Source organism: Telluribacter humicola (assembly GCF_017355935.1).
Taxonomy (GTDB): Bacteria; Bacteroidota; Bacteroidia; order Cytophagales; family Spirosomataceae; genus Telluribacter; species Telluribacter humicola.
The window spans coordinates 368,304-381,248 of record NZ_JAFIQT010000001.1; the positions used below are offsets into that span (position 1 = coordinate 368,304).

Annotated in this window: 15 protein-coding genes; 5 read left to right on the forward strand and 10 right to left on the reverse strand. The window is 46.4% G+C overall.

Annotated elements, in window-relative coordinates; all coding sequences use genetic code 11:
- Positions 1 to 2: 2 nt before the first annotated feature.
- Both JUB14_RS01755 and JUB14_RS01760 read left to right on the forward strand, forming a co-directional pair.
- Positions 3 to 1,013, forward strand: coding sequence for a M28 family peptidase (locus tag JUB14_RS01755; RefSeq protein ID WP_207503960.1), 1,011 nt, complete (start codon positions 3 to 5; stop codon positions 1,011 to 1,013).
- A gap of 14 nt (positions 1,014 to 1,027) precedes the next feature.
- A complete protein-coding gene (locus JUB14_RS01760) occupies positions 1,028 to 1,420 on the forward strand; it encodes a hypothetical protein (protein WP_229367468.1) in 393 nt (130 codons plus the stop codon).
- Between the two features lie 9 nt (positions 1,421 to 1,429).
- On the opposite strand, the gene nadD is transcribed toward JUB14_RS01760, so the two are convergent.
- The 7 genes from nadD to JUB14_RS01795 form a co-directional block, all read right to left on the reverse strand.
- Complete coding sequence (gene nadD, locus JUB14_RS01765; RefSeq protein WP_207503962.1) at positions 1,430 to 2,002, reverse strand: nicotinate (nicotinamide) nucleotide adenylyltransferase; 573 nt, start codon at positions 2,000 to 2,002, stop codon at positions 1,430 to 1,432.
- Entirely contained in the window at positions 1,999 to 2,586 is a 588-nt protein-coding gene (gene gmk / locus JUB14_RS01770) for a guanylate kinase (RefSeq protein ID WP_207503965.1), read from the reverse strand. The genes nadD and gmk overlap by 4 nt, the downstream gene beginning before the upstream one ends.
- A 9-nt stretch (positions 2,587 to 2,595) precedes the next feature.
- Positions 2,596 to 2,886 (reverse strand): hypothetical protein, encoded by a 291-nt coding sequence (locus JUB14_RS01775; RefSeq protein WP_229367469.1) that lies wholly within the window; start codon positions 2,884 to 2,886, stop codon positions 2,596 to 2,598.
- An 84-nt stretch (positions 2,887 to 2,970) separates the two neighbouring features.
- Positions 2,971 to 3,570 (reverse strand): sigma-70 family RNA polymerase sigma factor, encoded by a 600-nt coding sequence (locus tag JUB14_RS01780; protein ID WP_207503967.1) that lies wholly within the window; start codon positions 3,568 to 3,570, stop codon positions 2,971 to 2,973.
- A 219-nt stretch (positions 3,571 to 3,789) separates the two neighbouring features.
- The gene (locus tag JUB14_RS01785) at positions 3,790 to 4,260 is read right to left on the reverse strand and encodes a hypothetical protein (RefSeq protein ID WP_229367471.1); all 471 of its coding nucleotides are present in this window, start codon (positions 4,258 to 4,260) and stop codon (positions 3,790 to 3,792) included.
- 44 nt (positions 4,261 to 4,304) lie between these two features.
- On the reverse strand, positions 4,305 to 5,147 hold the full coding sequence (gene mreC / locus JUB14_RS01790; RefSeq protein ID WP_207503971.1) for a rod shape-determining protein MreC: 843 nt from the start codon (positions 5,145 to 5,147) through the stop codon (positions 4,305 to 4,307).
- Positions 5,148 to 5,219: 72 nt separating this feature from the next.
- Entirely contained in the window at positions 5,220 to 6,245 is a 1,026-nt protein-coding gene (locus tag JUB14_RS01795; RefSeq protein WP_207503973.1) for a rod shape-determining protein, read from the reverse strand.
- Positions 6,246 to 6,423: 178 nt separating this feature from the next.
- On the opposite strand from JUB14_RS01795, the gene JUB14_RS01800 reads away from it, so the two are divergent.
- Genes JUB14_RS01800 through JUB14_RS01810 form a run of 3 tightly spaced genes read left to right on the forward strand, consistent with a single transcriptional unit; the run spans position 6,424 to position 9,577 of the window.
- On the forward strand, positions 6,424 to 7,926 hold the full coding sequence (locus JUB14_RS01800; RefSeq protein WP_207503975.1) for a GH3 auxin-responsive promoter family protein: 1,503 nt from the start codon (positions 6,424 to 6,426) through the stop codon (positions 7,924 to 7,926).
- Between the two features lie 39 nt (positions 7,927 to 7,965).
- Complete coding sequence (locus JUB14_RS01805; RefSeq protein WP_207503977.1) at positions 7,966 to 9,138, forward strand: 1-deoxy-D-xylulose-5-phosphate reductoisomerase; 1,173 nt, start codon at positions 7,966 to 7,968, stop codon at positions 9,136 to 9,138.
- Entirely contained in the window at positions 9,125 to 9,577 is a 453-nt protein-coding gene (locus JUB14_RS01810) for a hypothetical protein (protein WP_207503979.1), read from the forward strand. Before JUB14_RS01805 ends, JUB14_RS01810 begins: the two co-directional genes overlap by 14 nt.
- 8 nt (positions 9,578 to 9,585) lie before the next feature.
- Here JUB14_RS01810 and JUB14_RS01815 read toward each other — a convergent pair whose 3' ends face one another.
- From JUB14_RS01815 to JUB14_RS01825, 3 genes are all read right to left on the reverse strand, one after another.
- Positions 9,586 to 10,350: a glycosyltransferase family 2 protein gene (locus JUB14_RS01815; protein ID WP_207503981.1), complete on the reverse strand. Its 765-nt coding sequence runs from the start codon at positions 10,348 to 10,350 to the stop codon at positions 9,586 to 9,588.
- Between the two features lie 416 nt (positions 10,351 to 10,766).
- Positions 10,767 to 11,759 (reverse strand): glycosyltransferase family 2 protein, encoded by a 993-nt coding sequence (locus JUB14_RS01820; RefSeq protein ID WP_229367472.1) that lies wholly within the window; start codon positions 11,757 to 11,759, stop codon positions 10,767 to 10,769.
- Positions 11,760 to 11,832: 73 nt separating this feature from the next.
- Positions 11,833 to 12,771 carry a glycoside hydrolase family protein gene (locus tag JUB14_RS01825; protein ID WP_207503983.1) on the reverse strand — a complete coding sequence of 313 codons (939 nt, stop codon included), beginning with the start codon at positions 12,769 to 12,771 and terminating at the stop codon, positions 11,833 to 11,835.
- Positions 12,772 to 12,945 lie beyond the last annotated feature (174 nt).

A 12,945-nucleotide genomic window follows, 5' to 3' on the forward strand; every position in this document is an offset into this window, starting at 1 on the left:
ATATGAATTTCAACACTATTGCAGGCTTACTGCTGGTTGCAACACTTGGTACCAATTTGGGTTGTACTAAAAAAGATTCTTCAGAACAGACAACCGAACAACAAACTACCGCTCTTGTGCAGGCTCCTGCCTTCAATGCTGATTCTGCCTACGCTTTCGTTGAGAAGCAGGTGGCTTTTGGGCCCCGTGTACCTAACACATCGGCACACAAGCAGACCGGAGACTACCTGGTAGCAACGCTAAAGCAGTACGGCTGGCAGGTGACGGAGCAGCCTTTTACGGCTACGACTTACGATGGTAAGAAGCTCAATGCCCGCAATATTATCGGTAGTTATAATCCGCAGGCTGCTAAGCGGATCATGCTGGCTTCGCACTGGGATTCGCGTCCGTTTGCTGATGAGGATTCTACCGCTCGTACCAAACCTGTACCGGCTGCCAACGACGGAGCCAGTGGGGTAGGTGTACTGCTGGAAGTAGCTCGGGTACTTAGCCAGAGTAGTAATAAAGCGGATGTAGGAGTGGATATCGTATTCTTTGATGCTGAAGACTGGGGAAACTCCCAGGAGGCGAAGGATAAACTCGGAGGATTTTGTTTAGGATCACAGTACTGGGCAGCCAACAGGCACGTGCCCGGCTACACGGCTTACTTCGGCATACTCCTGGATATGGTAGGAGCCAAAGGCGCTACCTTCCCCAAAGAAGGATTCTCAATGCAGTACGGTGCGGAGGTGGTCAATCAGGTATGGAATACAGCCAGCCAGCTTGGATACAACCAGTACTTTATTGATCAGCGTGGACCCGCTATTACGGATGATCATGTGCCCGTTAACGAAACAGCCCGCTTTCCTATGATTGATATTATTCATCTGCGGGTAAATAACCTGAGCCGCACTTTCTTTGACGACTGGCATACAACGGAGGATGATATGGATAATATTGACCGTAATACCCTCAAAGCCGTGGGGCAGACGCTGGTACAGGTAATCTATCAGGAAGCCCAGCCTATTCAATAAGCAATAGCAGAAGTATGAGATTTATACTAAAAGTCGCATTAGTCAGTTTTAGCGTATGGCTTGTGGCCTGTACTTCGGCACCCGAGAAACTGGGTAGTTTGGATCTGGTGAAGTGGCGGCAGGATCGGGGAGCATGTAAAGGGGACCGTGCAACGCTGGTCAATGCCTTTAAGGCAGAGCAGAAAGTACTCGTTGGTAAGTTTGCTAATGAAGTAGGTGAGTTACTGGGGCGGCCAGATATTCATCAGCTGGGGGGACGTAATCAGAAGTTCTATGTGTATTTCCTTGAGAAAGGTACCCACTGTGACGACATTACCAAAAAGTCTTATTCTCCCAAGGTAATTCTACGCTTCAATGCCGTCGGCTTACTTACTGAAATAACTTATCAGAGCCAACCGCTGGAGTAGCCTCTTCCCTTAGACATAGAACTTCTTTCGTATAATCATTTCTTCTACTACATCAGGTACCATGTAGCGTATCGAGCGGCCCTGACGGATGCAGTCCCGGATGTAGGTAGCCGAGATATCTAACAGAGGAGCAGGCACAAAGCGTACTGCCGGATGCTCAACAAAGGCATGAGGAGCTGCTTGCGGACGTGGATATACGTAAAGCCCTACGTACTCAAGTATTTTGTCGTGATTTTTCCAGTTGGGAAATTGGGCCAGATTATCCTCGCCCATGATTAGCCTGAAGGTGTGCTGGGGGTACTTTTCGAGCAGGCGTACCAGCGTATCTATAGTATAGCTGGGGCGCGGCATATGAAATTCGGCATCGGTGGCCTTAAGGCGCGTATTGTCCGAAATTGCCCGCTCTACCATATCGAAGCGGTCAAATTCGTGCAACAGACTCTTGTTCTTTTTAAAGGGGTTTTGCGGACTTACTACAAACCATACCTGCTCAAGGTCTGTTGCAGTAGCCATAGTATTTGCTATGATCAGATGCCCTACATGTATTGGGTTGAAGGATCCAAAGAATAAGCCGATGTTCATGACCAAACGTCTTCTGAAGGAGCTACAAACTCTTTCACAATACTTTCAGCCCTCTGTAAGGCTTCTTCCAGGTTATCATTGACAAGCACCCGATCAAACTCATGCTCAAAGCTTTGTTCGTATCTAACCTTAGCCAGGCGTGTAGCCATGGTTTGTTCGGTTTCGGTACCACGACTGTTGAGGCGCCGCCGGATCTCATCTTCTGAGCTAACCTTGACAAACACGGCAAGTGCCTTGTCTCCGTAGGCTTCCTTGAGCTTTAGCCCGCCTTTTACGTCTACATCAAACAGTACATGCTTCCCTTCGCTCCAGAGTCGCTCAATTTCGGATTTGAGCGTGCCGTAGTAATTACCGGCGTATACTTCCTCCCATTCAGCAAAATCATTATCTGCTATATGCTTCCTGAACTCCTGAGCTGATAGGAAGTAGTAGTCCCGCCCGTGTACTTCGTAGTCCCGCCGGGGCCGGGTACAAGCAGATACAGAAAAAGCGAGCTTTGTAGAGTACTTAGCCAGAAGGTGTCTGACTATTGTAGTTTTACCTGAACCTGAAGGTGCAGAAAATATGATAAGCTTTCCTTCCACCTTTACTAATCAACTGTTTACTTTTGCCTTTATAGCGGCTACTAAATCGTTAGGGCAAGGCTTGCGTGTTACTTTGCTGTGTAACGCTTCCTTTATACATTTCTCGAGGTGGTACGTTTGGATGCATGGCATGCATTTATCCATATTTAACCTGAAATGTTCTTTTTCACTCTCGGTTGCTTCGCCATCAAGAATAGCTTGAATCTTTTTAATACATTCAGCATGATGCTCACAATGTTGCTTCATTGGCTGTTCTTGCTTTTCTCCCTCAGCAGAAGGCCTGTTAGATGGTGCATTCATCACAAAATCGTTCTCGTGAAATTAGTTACAAGTGGTATGGTTGTACCCTGATAACCACAGTGGTCCATGAAAAAGTTTCATGAGTTAAGCGTCATAACCCATTGAACTCGCATAATTTTTTAATTTTTCCTTCAAAAGGTTACGTGCCCGGTGCAGACGTGAGCGTACGGTACCTATTGGGATGTCAAGTATCTTGGCCATTTCCTCGTACGTGAATCCTTCGATATCACAAAGGATGATGACCGTACGGAAGTCAACAGGTAGGGCATTGAGAGCTGTAGCTACCTCATCGCCGATTAAGTCCTGCACGGCATCAGCCCGCAGGTCGACGGTATAAGTAACATCAGCGGCCTCTTCCGAATTATAGGTAGTTTCAACCTCCTGGTAATCAACTTTTGACGGCTCCTTACTTTTCTTGCGGTAGTCGTTAATAAAGCTGTTTTTCAGGATTCGAAATAACCAGGCCTTTGCATTAGTACCCTGTTCAAATGAGGAAATAAAACGGAATGCCTTTAGATAAGTATCCTGTACAAGGTCATTTGCATCGTCCTCATCGGTCGTAAGACGAAAGGCGAAGTTGTACATTGAATCTATATGTGGCATGAACTCGCGATTGAATATCTCATATCGCTGGTCGTCCGTGTATCCTTCTTTTATTATTGCTTCTGACATGACAACTGACATAAGTATGCTGAACTACAAATTTTAGCACAGTCCCAGACACCAACAACCAGTATTTGATGAACGGCATCCGGATAAAATCAGTAGCGATTTATCGTATGACTGTATCTGGAGGGTTTTTATGAACAAACCAATTATTATATAAATGGTTTTGATATATGTGTACTTGTTCCCGTAACTGCCTAAAATTTCGCTCCAGTACCTACTAAAGCCGTCAATTTGTCAGGCAAGAGTCTTTCGGCGGCGGGAAAATAGCTGAATAAGCAGTATAACTACGGTTGTAAAAAGGCTACTGGCAATTATTCGTAACAAAGTGTAGAGCACCATGCCGAAGTGGCTCATTTCAATAAAGAATAAGGCACTGTGGTGAATGAGAACCAGAAGAAAGAGAAAAGAGATATAAGACCCCAGACCTAATGACTGGATGCTGATATCCGTACGGTCAGCACCTTTGGACTCAAACATCAGCTTGATCAGTAGGGGGCGCAGGTATACTGCCAGCAGAGTGGCGGCGGCATGCATTCCTATGGTATTATAAAATACATCAACAATAATACCGGTAGCAAAGCCCAGAAGCAGTAGTAATGTCCGGTTGGCTTCGGTAGGCAGCAGGATCACTCCGGCGATGTACACAAAGCAGAACGCATAATCAAATAGTACCAGATTGCGCATGACCAGGATCTGTAAGGCCATGTACAGCAAGTACCATATAGAATACTGTATTATTTCGCGTAAACTCATTTGCGCTCGTCTTCTATGCGTTTCTGAAGGATATCCTGCTCGGGACGCAGACGGTTCTGTACCACGTAAACATAGGACAGGTTTCGGAAGTCTGTGGCCAGCTGCAGATCAATATCAAAGAAAGTCTGGTCGGGCAGGACAGTCATACCTTGCACAGTACCCACCATGATACCCGGAGGAAATACGGAGTTAAAGTTGGATGTTACGGCTGTATCGCCCTTCTGAACCGGCCGGTAACGTGAGATATCCTGCAGTTTTATCACTTCCGGATTTTTTCCGTCCCATTTGGCGGTACCTATTTCATTGCTACGTACCAGACGGGACGATACCATGAATTGAGAGTGGAGAATGGACGTAACAACAGAGAAGTGTGCCGAACAGAAACGTACCTTCCCTACTACGCCCGTAGCCGATATAACACCCATACCGGGGCGTATTCCCTCGGCGGTACCTTTATCGATAGTGATATAGTTATTGGCCCGGTTGATTTCGTTGTTTACTACTTTAGCCACTCTAAACGTAAAGCGGCTGGCAAATAAGGAGTCTGGCTGATATCCGGCAGGAGCATCGCTTGACCGCTGTTGCTGCAGCTCAGCCACCATAGCGTTCAAACGCACATTTTCCTCGGCCAGGTGCGTATTTACATCCTTTAGGTTAGCAAAGTCACGTACTGAGTTAGAGAAGCCCAGTACCTGTGCTACATAGTAATTAGATGTATTGAAGTACGTAGCTCCCCAATACGAGTTATTCTGGACGATCAGCCAAAAACTGAATACTTCCAGTAACACGAATAGTATAAAATTCCGGTTCCGGGAGAGGAACTCAACAAGTTGAAACATGGGCGAAAGGAGCTCACAAGAAGCAGCCAACCAGGTAGTAGTACTAGCTGGTTGGCTGTGCACATTCCGTTACTAGGTAATCAATACAGGCTTGTACAGCTCAAGGTTTTTCAGAACCTCACCGGTACCACGTACTACTGCCTTAAGAGGCTCTTCGGCTACGTGGATAGGAAGCTTGGTCTTGGCCGCAAGGCGCTTGTCCAGACCATGAATCATGGCACCGCCACCTGTTAAGTGAATACCGTTTTTATAAATATCAGCAGATAACTCTGGTGGGGATATCTCCAGCGCTTTCATAACTGCCTCTTCAATCTTGGAAATAGACTTATCCAGGGCGTAGGCAATCTCGCTGTAAGTTACCTTAATCTCTTTGGGAATACCCGTCATCAGGTCACGACCACGGATCTCGTAATCGTCTGGTGGTGACTCGAGTTCAGGTAAGGATGAACCAATGGCTATTTTGATCATTTCGGCCGAACGCTCTCCAATCAGCAAGTTGTGCTCGCGGCGCATGTAATCAACAATATCACGCGTAAACACATCGCCGGCAATGCGTACCGACTGCTCACAAACAATACCTGAAAGAGCGATCACAGCAATCTCGGTAGTACCGCCACCGATGTCCACGATCATTACTCCATTAGGCTGGGTGATGTCGATACCGATACCGATTGCCGCTGCAATAGGCTCATGTACCATGTATACTTCCTTGGCACCGGCATGTTCGGCTGAGTCCTTAACGGCCCGCTTTTCAACCTCGGTAATGCCGGAAGGAATACAAATCACCATTCGGTGTGAGGCTGAAAAGAAACGACTTCCAGAATCGATCATTTTGATCATACCCCGGATCATCATTTCGGCAGCGGTAAAGTCGGCAATTACACCGTCTTTGAGGGGACGAATGGTTTTTATATTTTCATTGGTCTTTTCATGCATCTGCATCGCCGTGTGGCCAATCGCCAGTACCTTTCCACTAGTCTTGTCAATGGCGATGATGGAGGGCTCGTCTACCACCACGGTGTCTTTGTGAATGATAAGGGTATTGGCAGTACCCAAATCAATAGCGATATCGCTAGTCAAAAAATCAAACAATCCCATGTTTACGCTGATAAAAAATACACTTGCTTGGATTTCAGGATTGCAAAATTAAATATTATTAACCACAAACAAAGGTATTTCAATAAAATCCATAAATGGATGGAAATCAGCTATTATAAGCATCTGTAAAAGGAGGCATGTAACAGATTTTCTAAATACTCTTTACCTTTGCTCAACTATGGGAATAAGATCGCTCTTGAGCCGGCCATTGGCTCAATATATCGTACAGCAACAACAGGAATGGATATCCCGCAGCGTGGAGGTACAGGACCAATGGCGCCAGGCGCTGGTGAAGAAGGCTGCTAACACGCGTTTCGGTAAGGACCACTTCTTCCGGAATATACATAGCTATGAGGACTATAAGCAGGCCGTACCGATACGGGACTACGAAGATCTGAAACCGTACGTTGAGCATATACTGGCCGGAGAGTCGGATGTACTGTGGCCGGATAAGCCTCTGTACTTCGCCAAAACGTCCGGTACTACCTCAGGTACTAAGTACATTCCTATTACGCACGATTCTATCTCCAATCATATTGATTCAGCCCGAAATGCGCTGCTTACTTATATTCATGAAACAGGTAAGTCAGGATTTCTGGACAAGAAACTGATCTTTCTGTCGGGAAGTCCGGTTTTGGATAAGAAGGCAGGTATCCATACGGGAAGGCTGTCGGGAATATCTAATCATCACGTGCCGGGCTACCTGCGTACCAACCAGATGCCCAGCTACGAAACCAACTGCATTGAAGACTGGGAGACCAAGCTGGACCGCATCATAGACGAAACCATCGACCAGCGGATGTCGCTCATCTCGGGGATACCTCCCTGGGTGCAGATGTACTTTGATCGGATTATGGCCCGCACCGGCAAAAAGATCAAGGATGTGTTCCCGGACTTTTCGTTGTTCGTATACGGTGGTGTGAACTTCGAGCCCTACCGGGCCAAACTGTTCGAATCTATAGGGAAACCTGTTGATTCAATTGAACTGTATCCGGCTTCGGAAGGCTTCCTGGCTTATCAGGACTCTCAGCACGAGGAAGGAATGCTGTTGCTGCTGAATACAGGTATATTTTTTGAGTTTATTCCCGCCGAAAATTACTTTGACGAAAATCCAAAACGGTTATCCATTGGTGAAGTGGAGGTCGGTAAGAACTACGCTGTGGTAATCAACTCCAACGCAGGTCTGTGGGGGTACTCGATCGGAGATACCGTTAAGTTCGTATCTACTAATCCATACCGGGTTATTGTATCGGGGCGGATCAAGCATTTTATATCAGCTTTTGGTGAGCACGTAATCGGTGAAGAAGTAGAGAAGGCCTTACGCTATGCCATGGAACGGCATCCAGAAACGGAAGTAGTTGAGTTTACCGTAGCTCCCATGGTAACGCCCCCCGAAGGCGGGCTTCCCTACCACGAGTGGCTCATCGAGTTTGCAACGCCACCTCAGGACCCAGAGGCTTTTGCCAATGATCTGGACCGGAGACTGATGGAGCTGAATGTATACTACGATGACCTGATCACGGGCAATATTCTGAGACGGCTGGTGATTACGCCGCTTCCAAAGAATGCCTTCATTGATCATATGCGTTCGCAGGGAAAGCTGGGGGGGCAGAATAAGGTACCCCGACTGTCTAATGATCGCAAGATTGCAGATAGCCTACGCTCGTTACTAAATAAATAGAGCTACCTTCAAGGTCGCTACAACAAGATAGCTAAAATAATGACTCCCAAAAAAATAGCCTTACTAGGCTCCACCGGATCGATAGGTACTCAGGCGCTGGAAGTAGTGGATGCGAATCCTGATGCTTTTTCGGTTGAGGTACTTACGGCGCAGAACAACGCCGATTTGCTGATCGAACAGGCTGCGCGTTATCGTCCGCGTGAGGTGGTGATCTGTAATGAAGAGCTGTACCAGCAGGTGGCTTCGGCATTGGCACCGCTAGGTATCAAGGTACATGCTGGATTTGCTGCGCTGGCATCAGTAGTGGAGGCTGATTTTATAGATACTGTTCTGACGGCCCTGGTAGGATACTCGGGCTTGTTACCTACCATCAATGCCATTAAAGCAGGTAAACATATAGCGCTGGCCAACAAAGAAACCCTGGTAGTAGCCGGTGAAATGATCACAGGGCTGGCTCGCGAGCACCAGGTGAATATTTATCCGGTCGATTCGGAGCATTCTGCCATATTCCAGTGTTTAACGGGGGAGGAGCAGAATCCTATTGAAAAAATAATACTGACCGCCTCAGGTGGTCCATTCCGTGGGAAAACGCGTGACTTTCTGGCTACGGTAACCAAAGCGCAGGCTTTGAAACACCCCAACTGGAGCATGGGCGCCAAGATCACCATCGATTCAGCAACGCTGATGAATAAGGGACTGGAGGTAATCGAGGCCAAATGGCTGTTTGACCTGCGGCCGGATCAGATTGACGTGGTAGTACATCCGCAGAGTATCATCCACTCGATGGTGCAGTTCGAAGACGGAAGTATTAAAGCGCAGATGGGCTTACCCGACATGCGGCTTCCAATCCAGTATGCCCTTAGCTATCCTGATCGTTTGAAGGCAGATTTTCCTCGTTTTAGTTTTGCCAAGTACCCTGCCCTCACCTTTGAACAACCTGATATGGATACATTCCGTAATCTGAGACTGGCCTTCAAGGCGCTGGAGAGGGGAGGTAATGCAGCCTGTGTCATCAATGCAGCCAACGAGGTAGCGGTAGCAGCCTTCCTCAATGATGAGATAGGCTTCCTGAACATATCATCTATTATCGAAGCTTGTGCTGATAAAGTCACGTTTGTAGCTAAGCCATCCTATGATGATTACGTGCAAACGGACGAAGAAACCCGTCGAATAGCGACTGAACTGGTACGGGGAACCTATGAGTACAAATGATCTCCTGAAATACGCATCAGTAGCACTGGCCAGTGCGCTTAAGTTTTTAGGCGGGCCACTTACGGGAGTGGCCCTGGGCCTTCACTGGCTTGAAACGGCCCTCTGTACCCTTATAGGTATGATGTTCAGTGTAGTGGTAGTCACCTACGTAGGTACCGCCATTCAGCTCCTTTTGAAACGCTGGCGCAAAAAGCCAAGTCGCCGCTTTAGCTCGTCAAGCCGTATGGCGGTCCGTGTATGGAAGCGTTTTGGTATTATCGGTATTGCCATCATGACGCCCCTGCTATTCACTCCCATTGGCGGTACCATCATAGCCGTAGCCTTTCGGGTACCCCGGCCGAGCATCTTTTTATGGATGTTTATCAGTGGCTCCGCCTGGGCCGTCATATTTTCCTACCTGACCTACCGGCTCGTGTTTTATCAAGTCTGGTTTAAGTAAAAGATTACCTACCGGCTCACTACCTGCTGGGGCGCTTTGGATTTTTTCATGAAGTCACCACGAGAGAAGTACTTCTCAATGAGGCAGTACATCAGTATAAAGAAGTAGCGGCTTCCCATTTCTTTGATCTTCAGCTTCGACTCACCGTACTTACGGTTGGTCCAGCTATTAGGTACTACGGCAAAGTTATAGCCCCGTACCATGGCTTTGAGAGGAAGCTCAATGGTAAGGTTAAAGTGCGGGGAAAGAAAAGGTTTGAGGCCTTCGATCGTTTCGCGCTTGTACAGCTTAAAGGCATTAGTGGTATCGTTGTAGTTGATACCCATCATCATCCTGACTATAAAGTTGGCAACACGGTTGATTACCTTCTTAGTTTGAGGGTAGTCAACTACTTTTCCACCCTTCTCCCAGCGACTTCCAAAGACACAGTCGTAGTCGCCATCCAGCATTTTGTAGTAAAACTTCACCAGATCTTCCGGATCATCGGACATATCGGCCATGAATACTGCTACGCAGTCCCCCGTAAAGCGCTCCAGTCCATAACGTACCGCATAGCCAAATCCGTTAGGCCCCATATTGGTATAGTACACTAAGGTCGGAATCTCAATGCTGAGTTCGTCCAGTACCCGCAACGTACCATCTTTTGAGTTGTCGTTGGTGACGCATATCTCGTGAGGAATGTTGTACTTCTTTAGAGTACCATACAGGGTACGAATGGTATCCGGTATGGATTCCTCTTCATTATAGGCCGGAATAACAACACTAAGTTTCATTTGAGTATAGACTATGTTGGTACAGGTTGGATATATCACTTACTAAAACCAGAGACAATATACTTATTATCAACGTAAACTTTTTAATTTACTTATTGTTCGAGCTTCCTAAATCGCTGTAGGTTACGCTGGCTAGCCGAAGCAACAGTGCTCTTATAGCGTCCGACAGGTCAGTTATTTACATTCATAAACATTACTTACTAAGTATTCAATAAGTAGGGGTTGAGACTTGTCCAGGAGCTGCCAATCAGCAAAGCAATCTATTGGGCAGAAAGTTCAACTCGTGAGGCTAAAAGTGGTCTTAGCTATATCTGGTGTGGTTTATAGTATAAAGCTTTTAACAAAGACGGCGTATTATAGTATGTCAATGCTATTGTTACGTTGTAGTTGAAGGACTAACTTTTACGTATTCTTTTTTATTGCGTAGTTCCGCGTAGGCGGTGTGGTAGTAATGCAAAGAAGCTATAAACCCGCATGATCCACTTAGGCAAGATATAGTCGCGTACAATCTCTCTTGTCTCCGAGAAACTTGGTTTCTTGAGAGAAAGATAATAAAAAGCTAATCCTGCTTTTCGGAAGTAGCTGTCTTTGTACTGCTTCGCATCAAGTAGCATGCGATAGTAGCGGGCTATGTTGAGCTTTAGAGTACGGTCATGCTTATACCCGGTCTCTTTATTGATCCCACTGTACATCATGATGCGGTTGCGCAGAAAACGCTCATCCCAATAGTAGTCTCTAAAACTGGCTCCTCCGGTGTTTTTACGGTACACTGACATAATGTATGGGAGGTATCCGATAGGGCCAAACTTGGTAAGTATGATATAGCGGGGTATATCACCGCTGCTGGATTTGAGGAACCAGTCAGGATAATGCATCAGACCATTACGAAACATTACCGCCGAAGTAGCCATAAACCAGATTTCCTGTTCACCAATCAGATCATCCGCTTCAATAACTGGCTTTTGATCTGGTGGATTCAATTCTTCAGTGGGGGTACCATCCTCATACGTTATATAGGCATTATGAAAGCAGGCAGAATAGGTAGGATGAGCATCCATAAAATCTGCCTGCCTCTGTAGCTTTTGAGGATCAGTCCAGTAGTCATCGCCGTCCATGTGGGCGATGTACTGTCCTTGAGCTAGTTTGAGCGTTTCAATAGTGTTGAATAAACCATTCTGCCCAAGATTTTTGGTATGAAACACGGGTTTGACTTTATCCGGATACTTCTTTTGATATTCCAAAATAATATCACGGGTGCCGTCATTAGAGTAGTCGTCACCTACCAGAATCTCGTATTCGAAATCTGTAATCTGATTGACCGCACTTTCTATAGCTTCCCCAATAAAAGCGGCTTGATTATAGGTTAGTATAGTGACGCTGACCTTAGGCATGCTCAATCTTGTCTCCATTTCATGTTTTAGAATCACTAGGCATCACAGTATGTCAGGACGGTGTCGTCAACAACTGCTCGTCTGGCTGTTGTTAGTCCTCCCAAACGGCGTAAGCAAAGCCCGATGTACCAAATCCGTTACCATTGTATAGCAGGTGCTTCTTGCCGTTATGCTTAAAGCAGTGCGCATAGTTGATCATCTGATAATCGAAGTCTTCGGGGTTATCCGATTTTCCTATTCCGACCAGGTTGTCTTTACGCTCCCAGTTAATACCATCTGCTGACTCAGCATAACCCAGGCGGTAGCTCTGGTTACGGTCGGTGCGGTAGTCGAGGGTATGGCGATATGAATAGAACAACTTAAAGATGCCATCCTCTCTGAACACACTTGGACGACCTACGGCATGTAAAAAATCATCAAAATCTATGGCCGGAACCTCATTCGTGTCCCAGTGTATACCATCCTCAGAAGTAGCTGAATGCAAGCGGTAGAAGGGCTCTGGGTATCCGTGTATATATTCGCACTTCTGACCAGAAATATACCACATCCGCCAGGTACCATCGTCTTCACGCATGACCGAAGGCTGTGCTGCCCAGATTGGGTTCACAGTGCTCCGGTCTATGATGGGGCCTCTGAACATTTTTTTGAAAGTCAGTCCGCCATCGTGACTCACGGCTAATCCTACGGATAGTCTGTATGAGTTTCTGGTGAGGGACCATCCGGTGTAGTAAAGCCAGATGTCTCCGTTGGGCATATCTACAAACCAGGCAGGCATAGCTCCTGTTTCGTCGTACTCCCCCGGGCCTCCTACATCCAGTACCGGCTTATCATGAACGTATAAAATCTTGGTTGGATCATTGTAATCTACGTCAATGAAAGTTGGTCTTGATTGTACCTTGTCATCACGTGATGAGAAATAGATTCTCAAGAAATCCTTATGCTTATAGGCGAATGGAACTTGTGCATGCGAACGGCTGTGAGCCATGCTTCCGTCTGGCTTATAAACTACTCCTTTTTTAATCCAGGGCATTTTACAGATTCGATTTTAGAGACCTCAAAATTAGTTTTTAATTCTAAAATACCTTTAATAGACAGGCAACTATTTGCTGTGAAAGGCAAACTTCAAGTTAACAATAATGTACAATATATGTTTCGTGCCCAATAGGTTGGCTGAGCTACATCAGGGGGCTTAGAAAGTATGGTG

What these genes read in the sequence shown, in the direction of transcription:
- JUB14_RS01760 (WP_229367468.1), top strand. Translation starts at nt 1,028, where the DNA reads ATGAGATTTATACTAAAAGTCGCATTAGTCAGTTTTAGCGTATGGCTT.
- JUB14_RS01825 (WP_207503983.1), bottom strand. Translation starts at nt 12,771, where the DNA reads ATGCCCTGGATTAAAAAAGGAGTAGTTTATAAGCCAGACGGAAGCATG.
- JUB14_RS01805 (WP_207503977.1), top strand. Translation starts at nt 7,966, where the DNA reads ATGACTCCCAAAAAAATAGCCTTACTAGGCTCCACCGGATCGATAGGT.
- nadD (WP_207503962.1), bottom strand. Translation starts at nt 2,002, where the DNA reads ATGAACATCGGCTTATTCTTTGGATCCTTCAACCCAATACATGTAGGG.
- JUB14_RS01800 (WP_207503975.1), top strand. Translation starts at nt 6,424, where the DNA reads ATGGGAATAAGATCGCTCTTGAGCCGGCCATTGGCTCAATATATCGTA.
- JUB14_RS01780 (WP_207503967.1), bottom strand. Translation starts at nt 3,570, where the DNA reads ATGTCAGTTGTCATGTCAGAAGCAATAATAAAAGAAGGATACACGGAC.
- JUB14_RS01815 (WP_207503981.1), bottom strand. Translation starts at nt 10,350, where the DNA reads ATGAAACTTAGTGTTGTTATTCCGGCCTATAATGAAGAGGAATCCATA.
- JUB14_RS01775 (WP_229367469.1), bottom strand. Translation starts at nt 2,886, where the DNA reads ATGAATGCACCATCTAACAGGCCTTCTGCTGAGGGAGAAAAGCAAGAA.
- mreC (WP_207503971.1), bottom strand. Translation starts at nt 5,147, where the DNA reads ATGTTTCAACTTGTTGAGTTCCTCTCCCGGAACCGGAATTTTATACTA.
- JUB14_RS01820 (WP_229367472.1), bottom strand. Translation starts at nt 11,759, where the DNA reads ATGGAGACAAGATTGAGCATGCCTAAGGTCAGCGTCACTATACTAACC.
- JUB14_RS01810 (WP_207503979.1), top strand. Translation starts at nt 9,125, where the DNA reads ATGAGTACAAATGATCTCCTGAAATACGCATCAGTAGCACTGGCCAGT.
- JUB14_RS01755 (WP_207503960.1), top strand. Translation starts at nt 3, where the DNA reads ATGAATTTCAACACTATTGCAGGCTTACTGCTGGTTGCAACACTTGGT.
- JUB14_RS01795 (WP_207503973.1), bottom strand. Translation starts at nt 6,245, where the DNA reads ATGGGATTGTTTGATTTTTTGACTAGCGATATCGCTATTGATTTGGGT.
- JUB14_RS01785 (WP_229367471.1), bottom strand. Translation starts at nt 4,260, where the DNA reads ATGGCCTTACAGATCCTGGTCATGCGCAATCTGGTACTATTTGATTAT.